Below are 13,449 nucleotides of genomic sequence, written 5' to 3' on the forward strand. Positions count from 1 at the left end.
CACATGTCACCTAGAATCCCCTCATCACACCTCTACCACATCTCCACCCTTTATAACCTTCTCCCCAGACTCCCTCTTCTTAACCCCAACCACAAATGCCGCAGATACGCCAACTATGATGGCCGCGGCGAGTATCTTTAAGAAGCTCTCCCTAGCCAGCGTGGGAAGCCTAATCTCCGGCGCCAGCGGGGCCAGATACTTGGCCCCGTTTACCTCCACGACCACCGCGTTGTCTACGGCGACTACCTTGGCCACGCCGTTTGTGCCATAGAACTTCAGCGTCCCCACGTATACCACGAAGGCGTGAATCGGCGAGCCTAAGAGGTCCACGACTCTGACCTCTTTGAAGAGGGTAGAGTTCACCTTGATCACAGGCGCCGCCTTGGTCTTCAGCTCCGCCACCACGGTGCCGTTTATGAAGAGGCGGACCGTCACGTTGTCCCCCGCCTTGGCAATGGGCGGCTCCACCGCCGCGGTAATGGGGGCTTCTACAGCCACCTTAGGCTTTACAAGATCCGTGTGCGCTTCTAATGTGCCTTGTCTAACGGCCGCGGGGTATTTATACGTCGTCCCATTCACATCGATGTATACGTAGTATCTCAAGCCCTCTACGAGGCATTTACCCACCGGATATCCCCCCTCGGCCTCTACGTAGGAGACGGGGAGCTCTACGCCGTCTATGCTCCAGGCCTCTGCGCCTCTGTAGAGCCAAGTCGTGACGTTGTCCGGCAAATAGTAGTACTGGAGCACGTACTCCTCCCCGCTCTGCAGTTTGACGTAGACTAGGAGGGGGCGTTGCAGGGGGTTTGACACAGTGGCCGTGCCCGCGCACTCGCCCACCACAGGTATCGATATGGGCTCAACCACGAGACGAGGCTTCCCCACAACTGCAGATTGGTTTGAGGCAAAGAGCAGGGGTATGTCAGGCGTCCACGGCTTGACCCCCTCTACCCGCACCCCCCTCGACGGCACATATATGTAGTAGTCCGGCCTATCGCCGGTGAGGCTTATGTACGTGACGTTCACTATGCCGTACCCCGAAACTTCCACGTGGCCGTATGCTATATACTCCTCTACGTAGACGCCTTGGAAAGCCGTCGAGTTAACTCTGTATACAAAGTCTCCAACAACCCTCGGCGGCAGTAGCGATTTGACCACAAGGATGGCCGTGCCGTTGACCTCCAGCGGGAATCCCTGGTATAACAACGCCGAGTCTTGCCCCTTGACGGACACGGGGATTAGGGGGCCTAGGCTCCTCCACTTGTCCACTTTAACTGAGATAAAGTCCCCGCACGCCGTCCCGCTGACGTACTTGGGCGTGGGGTACCGATTTAGCTGTGGCGCAACTACTGCCCCGTTGTTTAATACCACGTAGACGGAGGATATGCCCCACGGCGAAAGCGGGTCGATGTACGCGGAGAAGTTGACGCAGCCGCCTATCTGCGCCGTGTATACGTAGGGGACGTATGGTATAGGCACCGCGGCTAACGTGGCATTTATGGCTAAGAGCAACAGTCCTAACATATAGCCATACGCGCCGGTGTTTAAATAGGCAAGCGACACGATTAAGACGTTCAAAAAGGGAGGCGACAGCGGCATACGGCAGAGGCGGGGCGACTTTTGCACAGCTGGCAGTCTTTGGCGCATGGCCGCTCTCCCTGTCCCCTCCGCCGCAAGCTCGGGGGTGGGCCCTGGCTGTGGCCTCATCCGTCACTCTTAAATAAGGCCCTTTTGAGTTGGGCGTGCGGTGGAGTCTCTACGCCACGTTGTACCAGATTGGGGTCCTCACTCTCGGCCTCCTAATCCTCGGGGCAGAGAGGTGGATCGCCGCCGCGCTGGACCTCGTGTTCATTCTGATCGCGGTTGTGCTTTTCAGAGTGGCGCTTAAGGACCTCTCCGCCTCTCTCGACATCGCCGCAGATGAGAGGGAGAGGGCAGAGGTTAGGTTGCTACAAGCGTTGCTAATAGCCACATTTGTGATCGCAGTTGGAGTTCTTGGATACGGCTTTCTAAAGTCGTTATTCCCCTTTCTCTAGCTTGTTTTTACACTCCTCAAGTTGCGCCTTTAGCTGCGCCAACATAGCCTCTCTCAGCAAGAGGCTACGGTAAAACGCCAACACCTCTCTCTCCTGCTCCACGACGCGCCTCTCCATCTCGTTGAGCCTCTGCTCCTCCTCTATCAGCCTCTTGGCAAATCTGCCCAAGTTGTCCAACAGCTCTACCTCCTTGGCCCTCACGGCCTCCTCCAGCCTCCTCAGCTCCTCCTGCTTCTTCGCCACGGCGTCTTCAAACACCTTGTACTTGGCTACAAGCTCCTCGAGCTCGGCCCTCCTCTTCTCAAGGGCCTTCTGCAACTCGGCGAGCTCCTGCTCCTTCTGAGCAAGCTCGGCCAGCCGCTTCTCCACCTCAGCCGCCTGCGCGAGGAGGGCCTTGGCCCTCTCCTCCTGCTCCGACAACTGCCTCTGCTTCACCAGCAACTCTTGCTCAGCCTTCTTTAGCTCAAACTCCTTTCTCAAAAGCTCCTCTCTCAACGCCCTCAGCTCCTCCTCCTTCTGCGCCACCTCCTGTTGCCTTGCGGCCAACAGCGCCAAGGCCTTCTTGGCCTCCTCAAGGGCCGACTTTACGGGGTCTGAGAGCTCCGCCGTCTTTTTCAAGTTTTCCAACATAAGCGCAAGCTCGCCCTCCCTCCTCCGCAGAGCCTCCTCTCTCGTCTTAAGCTCAGACTCCTTATACGCAAACTGACGCATCTTGTTCTCATACTCCTGCATCTTGGCGTTGAAGTCCTTCATCAGCTCCAACATTGCCGAAGCCACGCTTCTGATCTGCTCACTCTGGGCCTTCAAGGCGTTGAGCTGCTCGGCCAAGCCCCCCACCTTGGCGGCCACGTCCTCAAGCTTTTCGGCGAGAGAAATGAACTGGTTAGTGGCATCTGTGACAGCCTTCGCCGAGGCGGAGAGCCGCTCCGCCAGCGCCGAAAGCTCCGCAAGTTTTTCAGAGGAGGCGTTGAGCTGGGCGACGGTTCTGCTGAGCTGGGCCGCCCCCTCCGCCAAGTCCCTCGACACGCGGCTGAGGAGCGATGCGAGTCCCTCCACAGACTTCTTCAAATCAAGCGAGCTGGACTTAACCTCTGCCACCACCTCGTTCTTCGCCTCCTCCAGCCGAGCCGAAAGTGCGACAACGTCGTCTGAAAGCTTCTTTATAACATCGTCGAGCTTCTTCCCAGCGTCCTCCCGCCTAAACATAGCACATTGGGCGCACGGCTATAAATTCCTTTTCAACAACTCCTGCAACGCCAATATTTTTTCCAACAAAGCGGCGCACAGCTCCTCTCTTTTGTACACCCCCTCGGCAATTGCCGACCTCAGCCAACTGGCATTTTCCAAAACAGCAACCACCGCGGCGTTTAGCTTATCCAGCTCTTCCCTCAAGCGGGCGGCAAGTACGTCGGCGTCAGACACACGGCTCTCAGACTGCCGCTTAGCCAGCTCGGCCACCTGTTGTTGCAACTTAGCCACTTCCCTGCGCAACTCCTTCAGCTCGTTGAGAATTTCCACCACGTAGTCCGGGTAGCCAAATTCCTCAACCACGCCTCCTACAGCATACATCTTATAAAGGTGACTCAACGCAACGCCCATGGGGTTCATATCCCCCAAGGCGAAGATTAACGCGAGGTACGTGTCGCCAGACGCCTACATCTACGGCCCCACGGCGGTGGGCGAGGACTCGTACATCGACGCGGCGGTGGTCGGCTACCCCTCGAGGGCCAAGCTCCTGACCTTCAAGCCGCCCGACGAAGTGAGTAACGGCGCGAGGATAGGCAGAGGAGTTATCGTAAGAAGCGGCGTGGTGATATACGAGGACGTGGAAATCGGAGACGGCGTGGAGTTCGGCCACAACGTGTTAGTCAGAGAGTTGACCAAGATTGGAAGCCGCGTGAGAATCGGCACACAGACCATAATAGAGCGCGACGTGAAAATCGGCGACGGCGCCTGGATACAGTCCTTGGTGTATATACCCAACGGCACAGTAATAGAGGAAGACGTATTCATAGGCCCCAACGCTGTTATAACAAACGACAAGTATCCCCCTAGCAGGAGACTTGCACCAGTGGTTATTAGAAGAGGCGCCGTCATAGGCGCCAACGCCACATTGGTAGCCGGCATTGAAGTGGGGGAAGGCGCGGTGGTGGCGGCAGGCGCCGTGGTGACTAGAGACGTGCCGCCGGGCACCGTCGTAGCCGGAGTGCCAGCGAGAGTGATAGGCAAAGCAGAGGAGTACCTCAAGAAAAAGTCTGTATACGAAGGCGTCACATAAGGCGGTGCGGGGTAAGCCAGCCTACGAAAACACCGCATACGAGAGAGGGCCTAGGGCGGCTTCTTCAAACCATGTGTCAGCGCAAAAAGAGTATCATAACCAAATGGTGTGAGCCAAGTAGCTCACAAAGATGGTGAATTGCGCGGTAGGGTCGAGAAAGCGCTACGCCCGGCTTAGCAACTTCTTCAACACGTAGGGGAGTATGCCCCCGTGCTTAATGTATTCGACTTCTGCCCACGTGTAGACGGCGGCCCTCGCCTTTATCTCGTCTACGCGTCCGTCCCGCCTGTGTATCCTGATCACGACCTCCTTTCCCGGCGCCAGGTCGGAGAGGCCTAGTATGTCAAAGGTCTCAGATCCGTCTAGGCCCAAGTCGTCTACTTTGACCCCGGGCGGGAGCTGTATAGGCACAATGCCGACCATTGTGAGGTTGGACCTGTGGATGCGCTCAAAGCTCTCTGCTATGACTGCTCTGACTCCCAACAGCTTGGGGCCCTTGGCCGCCCAGTCTCTGCTAGAGCCAGCGCCGTAGTTTTTGCCAGCGATTATGATCACGGGGGTTCCCTCCTTCTTGTAGGCCTCAGCCGCCTCATAGACAGTCATGACCTTGCCCTCGGGGAACTTTATCGTCAGGCCGCCCTCCAAGTTGCCGATCTTGTTTCTATACCCCTTGCTTGAGAACGTCCCCCTGACCATTACCTGCCAATTGCCGCGCCGTGCGCCAAAGGTGTTAAACTCCGACGGCTTTACCCCCAGCGATAGTAGGTACTGCCCAGCTGGGTTGTCCTTAGTAATGGCGCCAGCGGGCGAGATGTGGTCTGTGGTAATGCTGTCCCCTAGGATGAGGAGCGGGCGGGCACCTTTTATGTCTTCGAGCTTGACCTCTGTCTCAAACAGCGGCGACGGCTGGATGTATGTGTCGTCCGCCCTCCAGGGATAGAGGAGGCCGGAGGGGGCCTCGAGGGCCTTCCACTCTGGCACATACTCATCTACTTTGCTATACTTCTCCACGTAGATCGCGGGGTCGAGCCACTCTTCGACGACTCTATTCACCTCCTGCGGAGTGGGCCAAATGTCCTTCAAATATACCAGCTTGCCGTCCGGCGTCTTGGCGAGAGGCTCGGAGTCTAAGTTCTTGTTGACTGTGCCAGCGAGGGCGTAGGCCACCACGAGGGGAGGCGAGGCTAAATACGCCGCGCGGACGTCGGGATGCACCCTTGCCTCGAAGTTCCTATTCCCAGATAACACTGCGGCGGCCATTATGTCGTGCTCCTTTATCGCCTTTGCCACAGGCTCGGGCAAGGGGCCGGAGTTGCCTATACAGGTGGTACACCCAAAGGCCACGACGTGGAAGCCCAGCTCGTCTAAGTACTTCTGCAACCCGCTCCTCTCGAGGATCTCGGCGGCGGCCCGCGAGCCAGGCGCAAAGCTGGTTTTTACATACGGCGGAGGCCTTAGCCCAAGCTCCACAGCCCTCTTGGCGAGGAGGCCAGCCGCCACTAGGAGGTAGGGGTTGCTGGTGTTGGTACAGCTAGTGATCGCGGCTATTACCACGTCCCCATCTCCGAACAAGACCCTCTTCCCATCTATCTCTATCTCCACGGCCTTCCGTCCCCTCTTCTTCCTCTCCTGTAGAAACTCGGCGAAGCTCTTGGGAACCTCGGCCAGAGTCCTCCTCTGCCACGGAAGCGTTGGCCCTGCTACGTTGCGTTCCACGGCAGAGAGGTCGAGCTCCACCACTTGGCTATACTCCGCGCCCTCTACGCCGCCGAAGACGCCTTGCGCCCGGTAGTAGGCCTCCACTAACGCCACGTGCTCAGCCGGCCTGCCCGTGGCCTTGAGATACGAGAGGGTGTTCTCGTCCACTGGGAATAGGCCGGTGGTAGAGCCGTACTCGGGGGCCATGTTGGCGATGGTGGCCCTGTCGGGGACGGCCAACTTCTTTACTCCCTCGCCGAAGAATTCCACAAAGGCGTCAACTACGTCCACCTTGCGGAGGGCCTCGGTAATCGCTAGCACTATGTCAGTCGCAGTGACGCCGGGCCTAGGCTCGCCGTACATGTGGACGCCCACCACTCTCGGCACGCGGATCGTGATGGGCTCTCCCAGCATCGCGGCCTCCGCCTCTACGCCGCCCACGCCCCAGCCCACCACGCCGAGGCCGTTTATCATAGTCGTGTGGCTGTCCATCCCCACCAACGTCTCAAAGTAGGCCAAGTCCCCCTCCGTCATCACGACCTTGGCCAAGTACTCCAAATTCACCTGGTGTATAATCCCCGTGCCGGGGGGAAACACCCTAAAGTTCTTAAAAGCCTGCTGCGCCCACTTCAAAAAGCGGTAGCGCTCCCTATTCCTCTCGATCTCTAGCTCAATATTTCGCCTCAGAGCCTCTCTAGACCCCCAGAAGTCCACTTGCACCGAGTGGTCAATTACCAGATCCACTGGCACCTGCGGATTCACAATAGAGGGGTCTTTCCCCATCTTGGCCACAATATCCCGCATCGTGGCCAAGTCAACGACGGCGGGAACCCCCGTGTAGTCCTGCATAATTACGCGCGAGACCTTGATGGCCACCTCGCCCTCAGGCGCCTTGGGATTCCACCGGGCAAGTCTCTCCAAGTGCTCCCGGGTTATATCCCGCCCATCTAAGTTCCTCATTACGTTCTCTAACAATACTCTTATCGAGTAGGGCAGTCTAGCCACGTCGTACCCCTCTCTCTCAAGCGACTTAAGCGAGTAGATGCGGAAGCTCCTCCCTCCAACCTCTATCTTCTCTATAGACATCGTGAGTACAACTAACGTGATAAATAACTATTTTTCCGAGTTATGTCGAACAACGGCTTCGCGCACCTCCCTTGCAGTACCCACCAGCAGTATCGTAGAACTGTCCACCGAGTAGGCGGCGCCGCAGTAGGGGCACTGGTGAGTCTTCGCGCTTGCCCTGGCGGCGCTTGCCTTGCCGCAGCGCGGACAGACAGAGGCTATGTACTTCAACGCCTTCTCTCAAGCACCCTCTTTATAAGCCTAAACGCCTCTCCCACGCGGTATGTGAAACAGGGGTATTTCCCCACCTTGAGCAACACCCCGCCTCTGGCCTCTGGCTCACAGAAGGCGGAGGTGACAAAGAGCAAGCCTCTGTGTTTTACAACCGCGTAGCCCTCCCGCAGAGTTATTCTCCCAAACTGCTTAACCGAGGGGATTTGTAATGTTACATATTCCACGGGCTCGGCCACGGGGGCTATGGGCTCTACGCATACGTCCACGCGCTTGAAGTAGACGTCGAAGGCCACGTCGGGTGGGGCTGGGTGTGACACAGGGGCGCATATGGAGACATCGGCCAGCAGGTGTCCCCCTCGCCAGTTTATGAGTAGTAGGCCGAGGGAGGGCGGCTGGGGAAGCGGGCACAGCTTTGCGTCCCACCTCTCCTCAAGCCATTTAGCAAGCTGTGGAAACTCCTCGGCGATCCACCTCCGGAGCGTGGTGGGGGCCCCGAGGTCGATTCTATACTTGACCCTCCTCTGCACTAGCCCTTGCACATAGCTCTCCCTAGGCACGGCCTTGTTTGAATACTTATAAATAGCCCAATTCGTGGGCCTATGCCGATGTACTTTAGAGAGGAAGAGGAGTGGGAAGAGGAGGAAGAGCTCTGGGAGGAGTTCGAAGAGGAGTGGGAAGAGGAAGAGGAGTGGTAGAACTTTTTCAAAAATAGTCCCTTTTGACCCTTTACATTTTTATAGTATTATGTAAATGTTCTACAAGTGGGGCTTCTGCAGGTACAAGGCAGTAATCTAAGGGTTTTTGGGGGTTAAGCTTTTAAATTGGGGAATATGTGGGGCACATGGCGGGGGGCGTGGGGGGCAGAGTGGTAGTGGGGAGACACATATACGGCAACTTGTACGGGTGTGACCGAGAGGTGTTAAAAGACGAGGCGGCTCTTATAACAATTGTAAAAGAGGCTGTGCGTGTGGCAAACGCCATGTTGCTCTCAATAGGGTCCTACCGCTTTGGCCCCAGTGGAGGACTCACAGTATTCGCCGTAGTGGCCGAGAGTCACATATCAATCCACACTTGGCCAGAGCATGGATTTGCCACAGTAGATGTATATACGTGCGGCGACCACACCGACCCCAAGGCGGCCTTTGACTACATAGTATCTAAGCTAAAGCCGCACAGAGTAGAGGTGTACTTCGGCGACCGCTCGATGTACAGCGAGTAAATTTTTATATACATCTAAGTTTTTGAAAAATATGGTTACATATTTTAAACAGGCGTATATAGAAATTTCGACTTTTATCGCGAAGGCTCTTGAAAAGCTTAACTTGGAAGAAGTTGAAAAATTTGTAAAATCGCTAGAAGACGCGTACAAGACGAATAAGAAGATTCTTGTTGTCGGCGTCGGCAGAAGCGGCCTCGTAGGCCGCGCCTTCGCCATGAGGCTACGCCACCTGGGGGCCAGGTCCTACGTAATAGGCGAGACTATTACGCCGTCTGTAGAAGAGGGCGACTTAGTGGTCGCCATATCTGGTAGCGGAGCTACACAGATAATAGTAGCAGTGGCAGAGGCAGCCAAGAAGATGAAGGCAAAGGTTGTAGCTGTGACCTCCTACTACGACTCGCCGCTGGCACGCCTCGCCGACTTAGTCGTCTATGTGCCAGGTAGAACAAAGCTGGCCTCAATGGACGACTACTTCGCGAGACAAATCCTCGGAATCCACGAGCCGCTGTCCCCCCTCGGCACCCTCTTCGAAGACACCGCAATGGTCTTCCTCGACGCAGTCATAGCAGAGCTCATGAAGCGGCTAGGCAAAAACGAAAGCGAAATGGCAAAACGGCACGCCAACATAGAAATTCCCTAACCCTCCGCGGCACTCCACAAGCAGCGGAGACTGGCGCAGTTGCTCCGCGTGAAGCACTCATTGGCGCCGGCAGGCTGACCCACCACTGTCACAACGCAGTTGCAAATAGCCTTGGCAACTCGTGGAAGTATTTCCGCTAGAGGGCCCAGGGGCGTCAGCCGTGTCACCTGCGCTCATCGTCGCCACACACCTGCCTTCATCAGCACTTAGCTTGTAGCCACCAATTTATATACCGTTTGTAGTGGGCTTTGTGTACTACCTACACCCCAAGAAGGCCCTCGCCTCAACTACGACAGACGTGCGATACGTCAAAGCGCTTATGGCGAAGCTACTCGGCGGAGGGCCCGTGGTCTTCGGCAGAGGAGACGAGGAGGTGTTGGCATTGGCGGGCTTCTCCGAGGACGACTGGCCCGCGACGAACTTTCTCTCCCTATTGATCTACAAGTGGAAAAGGGGGCAGGTGGAGCTTCCTCCCACCGCGGCGGCCCCTGTGGTAAACGAAAAAGCCTTTATAGGTGGAGGGGGATGGGAGGCGTATTTCGACTTCTTAGAGCTTAAAAGCGCCGAAGCGAGAGAGGTCACGCAGTTCTACCACAAGGCCAGGCCGCGGGTAGTGGCCGTGTTCCTAGGCGGAAGAGAGTTCGAAGTCACCGCAACTACGGAGGCGGCGGCCAGCGCCCTAGCCGTGAAGAAGATCACGCCGCATCCACACACCCCCGAGGGCGCCGCCACGCTGAAGTACAGCCACGCCCTAGTAATAAGGATCCCACACACGCCAAGAGACTTCCACATCTACCTAAGACATGTGGCAAGCCTGCTGAGGCAAGCCGCGGCGCTGCCCCCAGTGACAAAGCCCACGGTTAAAGTGGCGGCAAAGGAAATATACCTACTACACGGGGGTAGGCAGGTGGACGACGGCGTGTTGCTCGACAACGAGGTGCACCACTTTATATGAAGGTATTTGTCGGCATCACCGGCGCCTCTGGAGTCATATATGGGATAAAAGTTCTAGAGCTCCTCCGCCGCGCAGACGTCGAGATTCATCTCTCAATCTCGCGCACCGCGGAGAGGGTCATAAGGCTTGAGACAGACTACGACGTGGGGTATGTAAAATCGCTGGCCCACTACGTCTGGGACGAGAACGACCTCACGGCGCCCCCCGCCTCGGGTAGCTTTGGAATAGACGCGGTGGCAATAGTCCCCTGCTCTACCAAGACTCTCGCCGCAGTGGCCCACGGAATAACACACAACTTGATCGTCAGAGCGGCCGAGGTGGGGCTCAAGGAGAGGAAGAGGGTAGTTCTCGTGGTAAGGGAGAGCCCCCTCTCCCTAGTCCACATTAAGAACATGGAATTGGCCACGCTGGCCGGGGCAGTGGTAATGCCAGCGGCGCCCGGCTTTTACACAAGGCCCAAGAACTTGGACGAACTAGTGACAACCTTCGCCGGCAGAGTATTAGACGCACTAGGCATAAGACACGACTTTACTCCTAGGTGGAGAGGCGCCAACCCCCCATGACGCTTTTCAACAAATCTGCTACGTGGGGAGCCTCCCGTTCCAAGATCTCTATGGCGCGGTAAATGTCGTCGTCGGGATGTATGCCATAGCGGAGAAGCGAAAAGGCAGAGACGCCCAAGAGCTCTCTCACAGTAGTCACAGACAACACAATACCTTATTATAAAACGCATACGGTATAGGCGCCTTTACATAATGGAAAGCCCCGCCCTTTAGGGCGGGGAGGAGGCCAGATAATGAAAACTCCACGGGAATAATCGTTAAAGCTCCTCATCCAAACTATTGAGAGAGTTTCTAACTGCAGAGCTCGAACCCTAAGCCCTGGACGGCGTAGCGGGCGGGGGTCGTTCCCAGGGCAAGGGGCTAGGGGTGTAGGGCTAGGGTGTGGACTAGTGGGACAATCGCTGGCACGAGGAACGTCAAGACTACGCCGTTGGCGAAGGCGTATAGAGAAAAGGAGGGGCCGTAGAGGGCTACGTAGAGGGGGAGCGTGTTGTCCATGGTAGTTGCGCCGCCGGCTGCCAGTACGCCGACCCGGCTGAACCTCCTGGCGAGTAGGGGCCCCAGGAGGAAGGTGAGTTGCTCCCTCAAGAAGTTTACAAGGAGGCCGTAGGCCCCGCCGACCTCATCTCCGGCACTCGCCAAGTAGGGGCCAGTGAAGGAGTACCACCCTAGCCCAAATGCCACTGCTGGTGTAATGCCGAGCGTGAGGGTGAAGAGAGGCGCCACTGCCGCAGCCCCCGCCAGCGCCACGGCGGGCGCCAGGAGGGCCCTCTTCTCCCACTTAAGCCCAACCCCGGCCATGTCAATTCCAGCTACGAGGAGGAGGAAGATCAGGAGGGGGTCTATCAAAGCGGCGTAGTTGGCCTTGTAAAAGCCGCCGACAACTAGCCCTGCCACGAGCGACGTGGCCACGTAGATGGAGATAGAGGGTCGCCCCACTGAGCCCCCGGCGCTGCCTCTATCCACAAGCGAGCCCAAGACTGCGGTGACTACCACAAGGGCCAGGGCGTAGAGGAGGGACACGACGAGGAACGTGGCGAGATTTCCCAAGACAACGCCCGCCGCATTTGCAGAAACGAAAAACACCAAAGCCACTACAACGACTGTGAAGAGGAGTTGAGGAGGCCTCTTCTTAATTATAACGCCGATGAGATACCCAAACGCTATTGGCGCTACGTATTTCACTACCTCAAACACGTGGCAGAAATTGCAGGGGGTAAAAATGCCTATTCCACCTCAGCGAGGCGAGCTGGCCCACGCCTTCCCTCGACTCCGGCCCCTATAGTTGCTTAAAAATACAAATAAAGACGTGGTGAGAGAGAGGGGGAGTTCACTGAAAGTATTAAAAGAGCGAAAGATACGCTTTCTAAATCTGGGAAGTCTAAAGTATTACGAGGGTTCTGAAAGTGAGCTGAAAATACTCCTAAGCGTGACGAGGGCCAAGTGCCACCTCTGCGGCGGGAGGGTAGAAGAGGTGGGATACGCCAGAGTTGGCAACGGCATAGAGCTCGTGCTGTGCAGAAAATGTTTAAGAGACTACATAGAGTATGTGCTTGGTGAGGGCGGCTGTCGCTGCTGACAAGTGACGAATACGTGGAGCCGACTAGGCCACCTCAGCCACCCTCTTGAATACTTCCACGAACCTCTGACTCAAGTCTACGACCTCGTGCCTGCCCACTACGTTGGACACCACAAGGACACAGCCAGTCTTAAACCCCTTGGCCCAGCCGAGGGCCATGGCTACGGCGCACTCCATCTCCACCGCCATGGCGCCTCTGTGTCTCCAATACTCGGCGAAGTTGGGATCCTCGGCGTAGAAGGCGTCACTCGAGACCACGTACCCCACTGGCGCATTGAGGGCCTTCGCGAGCCTCAGAGTGAGCTCGGGGTCGGCTGCCAGGGGCGGCAGTGCGCCGGGGAAATACGCGCCGAGGACGCCGCCGGGGTACGCCGAAGCCGCCGCGGCCACCAACACGGCGCCCACGGGCAGGTCACCAAAGGACCCAGCGGTGCCGATTCTCACAAAGCGCTCCATACCCAACATCTTTAGCTCCTCTAGGACGATGGCCGCCGAGGGGGCGCCAACGCCGTGTACGGCTACTGTGACACGCCTTCCGCCAACCCAGCCAGTGTAGACGGGAAACCTGTTTCTATTCACAAGCTGGGCCTCCTCCATCAGCGAGGCAAAGAGCTCAGCCCTCCCTGGATCCCCCACGCCGATGACGAGGGGCGCAATATCCCCTTCCTTTGCCCAAATGTGGTAAGGCATGAGTTATAAATAGCCCGTGTTCAAAAGTGTGACGGAAAACGTGGGCTTGCATTTCTCCAACTGGACTAAGGCGGTCGTGTGCTGGACGTCTAGTGGGGCCCTGAAATGAGGCGAATGGGCTAACAGTCACAGCGACCGCAGTCTAAGACGCATTTCTACGAGGCCAGGTGTTAAGGGGCGAGGCTCTGCCCAGCCTCGCGCCAGCCACCCCTCTCCCTCTCCGCGAACACGAGATCGTTGCCATGTCCTCTCTCGCGGCCAGCATAGGGCTCCTTCAGGTCTGAGGCAATTAATGGGTTTACGCCTTCTAGCAAGGCTTGCCGTAGCTGAATGTCCAGAGGTTTCCTGGCTTGGCCATTGTTGGGCGGCTAGTTGGGGCGTCGTTGTTGCAAACTTGCGCAGACGCCAAGGGCGGCTGGGGACGTCGTACCCCGCTCAGTAGAAAATGGGAGTTTGCGCAAGGCCTCTCGGCCCAATGAAATATAAAGAGCT

Annotated in this window: 16 protein-coding genes; 7 read left to right on the forward strand and 9 right to left on the reverse strand. The window is 57.1% G+C overall.

The window, feature by feature from the left end:
• Positions 1 to 24 precede the first annotated feature (24 nt).
• On the reverse strand, positions 25 to 1,647 hold the full coding sequence (locus PCAL_RS04260) for a hypothetical protein (RefSeq protein WP_226951997.1): 1,623 nt from the start codon (positions 1,645 to 1,647) through the stop codon (positions 25 to 27).
• Positions 1,648 to 1,742: 95 nt separating this feature from the next.
• On the opposite strand from PCAL_RS04260, the gene PCAL_RS04265 reads away from it, so the two are divergent.
• A complete protein-coding gene (locus PCAL_RS04265) occupies positions 1,743 to 2,036 on the forward strand; it encodes a hypothetical protein (protein ID WP_011849484.1) in 294 nt (97 codons plus the stop codon).
• On the opposite strand, the gene PCAL_RS04270 is transcribed toward PCAL_RS04265, so the two are convergent.
• Together PCAL_RS04270 and PCAL_RS04275 are read right to left on the reverse strand one after the other, a co-directional pair.
• The gene (locus tag PCAL_RS04270; protein ID WP_011849485.1) at positions 2,019 to 3,242 is read right to left on the reverse strand and encodes a coiled-coil domain-containing protein; all 1,224 of its coding nucleotides are present in this window, start codon (positions 3,240 to 3,242) and stop codon (positions 2,019 to 2,021) included. The genes PCAL_RS04265 and PCAL_RS04270 overlap by 18 nt on opposite strands.
• Positions 3,243 to 3,260: 18 nt before the next feature.
• The gene (locus tag PCAL_RS04275) at positions 3,261 to 3,587 is read right to left on the reverse strand and encodes a hypothetical protein (RefSeq protein WP_011849486.1); all 327 of its coding nucleotides are present in this window, start codon (positions 3,585 to 3,587) and stop codon (positions 3,261 to 3,263) included.
• A gap of 46 nt (positions 3,588 to 3,633) precedes the next feature.
• Here PCAL_RS04275 and PCAL_RS04280 point away from each other — a divergent pair, with 46 nt between their 5' ends.
• Positions 3,634 to 4,314: an acyltransferase gene (locus PCAL_RS04280; protein WP_193322899.1), complete on the forward strand. Its 681-nt coding sequence runs from the start codon at positions 3,634 to 3,636 to the stop codon at positions 4,312 to 4,314.
• Between the two features lie 162 nt (positions 4,315 to 4,476).
• Here PCAL_RS04280 and acnA read toward each other — a convergent pair whose 3' ends face one another.
• The 3 genes from acnA to PCAL_RS04295 are packed head-to-tail and all read right to left on the reverse strand — an operon-like array spanning position 4,477 to position 7,868.
• The gene (acnA, locus tag PCAL_RS04285; RefSeq protein WP_011849488.1) at positions 4,477 to 7,098 is read right to left on the reverse strand and encodes an aconitate hydratase AcnA; all 2,622 of its coding nucleotides are present in this window, start codon (positions 7,096 to 7,098) and stop codon (positions 4,477 to 4,479) included.
• Positions 7,099 to 7,125: 27 nt separating this feature from the next.
• A complete protein-coding gene (locus PCAL_RS04290; protein WP_011849489.1) occupies positions 7,126 to 7,308 on the reverse strand; it encodes a hypothetical protein in 183 nt (60 codons plus the stop codon).
• Positions 7,305 to 7,868 (reverse strand): hypothetical protein, encoded by a 564-nt coding sequence (locus PCAL_RS04295; RefSeq protein WP_193322900.1) that lies wholly within the window; start codon positions 7,866 to 7,868, stop codon positions 7,305 to 7,307. The genes PCAL_RS04290 and PCAL_RS04295 overlap by 4 nt, the downstream gene beginning before the upstream one ends.
• Positions 7,869 to 8,152: 284 nt before the next feature.
• On the opposite strand from PCAL_RS04295, the gene speD reads away from it, so the two are divergent.
• The 4 genes from speD (at position 8,153) to PCAL_RS04315 (ending at position 10,688) form a co-directional block, all read left to right on the forward strand.
• A complete protein-coding gene (gene speD, locus PCAL_RS04300) occupies positions 8,153 to 8,530 on the forward strand; it encodes an adenosylmethionine decarboxylase (RefSeq protein WP_193322901.1) in 378 nt (125 codons plus the stop codon).
• A gap of 31 nt (positions 8,531 to 8,561) precedes the next feature.
• Positions 8,562 to 9,170: a 6-phospho-3-hexuloisomerase gene (gene hxlB / locus PCAL_RS04305; RefSeq protein ID WP_011849492.1), complete on the forward strand. Its 609-nt coding sequence runs from the start codon at positions 8,562 to 8,564 to the stop codon at positions 9,168 to 9,170.
• Positions 9,171 to 9,420: 250 nt separating this feature from the next.
• A complete protein-coding gene (locus PCAL_RS04310) occupies positions 9,421 to 10,125 on the forward strand; it encodes a hypothetical protein (RefSeq protein WP_193322902.1) in 705 nt (234 codons plus the stop codon).
• Positions 10,122 to 10,688 carry a UbiX family flavin prenyltransferase gene (locus PCAL_RS04315; protein ID WP_011849494.1) on the forward strand — a complete coding sequence of 189 codons (567 nt, stop codon included), beginning with the start codon at positions 10,122 to 10,124 and terminating at the stop codon, positions 10,686 to 10,688. Before PCAL_RS04310 ends, PCAL_RS04315 begins: the two co-directional genes overlap by 4 nt.
• Here the strand turns inward: PCAL_RS04315 and PCAL_RS04320 are convergent.
• Together PCAL_RS04320 and PCAL_RS04325 are read right to left on the reverse strand one after the other, a co-directional pair.
• The gene (locus PCAL_RS04320) at positions 10,660 to 10,827 is read right to left on the reverse strand and encodes a hypothetical protein (protein WP_011849495.1); all 168 of its coding nucleotides are present in this window, start codon (positions 10,825 to 10,827) and stop codon (positions 10,660 to 10,662) included. The two genes, PCAL_RS04315 and PCAL_RS04320, sit on opposite strands and share 29 nt — an antisense overlap.
• A 221-nt stretch (positions 10,828 to 11,048) precedes the next feature.
• Entirely contained in the window at positions 11,049 to 11,885 is an 837-nt protein-coding gene (locus tag PCAL_RS04325; protein ID WP_011849496.1) for a lysine exporter LysO family protein, read from the reverse strand.
• A 112-nt stretch (positions 11,886 to 11,997) separates the two neighbouring features.
• Here PCAL_RS04325 and PCAL_RS11575 point away from each other — a divergent pair, with 112 nt between their 5' ends.
• Positions 11,998 to 12,267: a hypothetical protein gene (locus tag PCAL_RS11575; RefSeq protein WP_011849497.1), complete on the forward strand. Its 270-nt coding sequence runs from the start codon at positions 11,998 to 12,000 to the stop codon at positions 12,265 to 12,267.
• Positions 12,268 to 12,291: 24 nt separating this feature from the next.
• Here PCAL_RS11575 and PCAL_RS04335 read toward each other — a convergent pair whose 3' ends face one another.
• Positions 12,292 to 12,957, reverse strand: a complete 666-nt coding sequence (locus PCAL_RS04335) for a phosphorylase family protein (RefSeq protein ID WP_011849498.1) — start codon at positions 12,955 to 12,957, stop codon at positions 12,292 to 12,294.
• Positions 12,958 to 13,449: the final 492 nt, after the last annotated feature.

The organism is Pyrobaculum calidifontis JCM 11548 (assembly GCF_000015805.1).
GTDB classification, from domain to species: domain Archaea; phylum Thermoproteota; class Thermoprotei; order Thermoproteales; family Thermoproteaceae; genus Pyrobaculum; species Pyrobaculum calidifontis.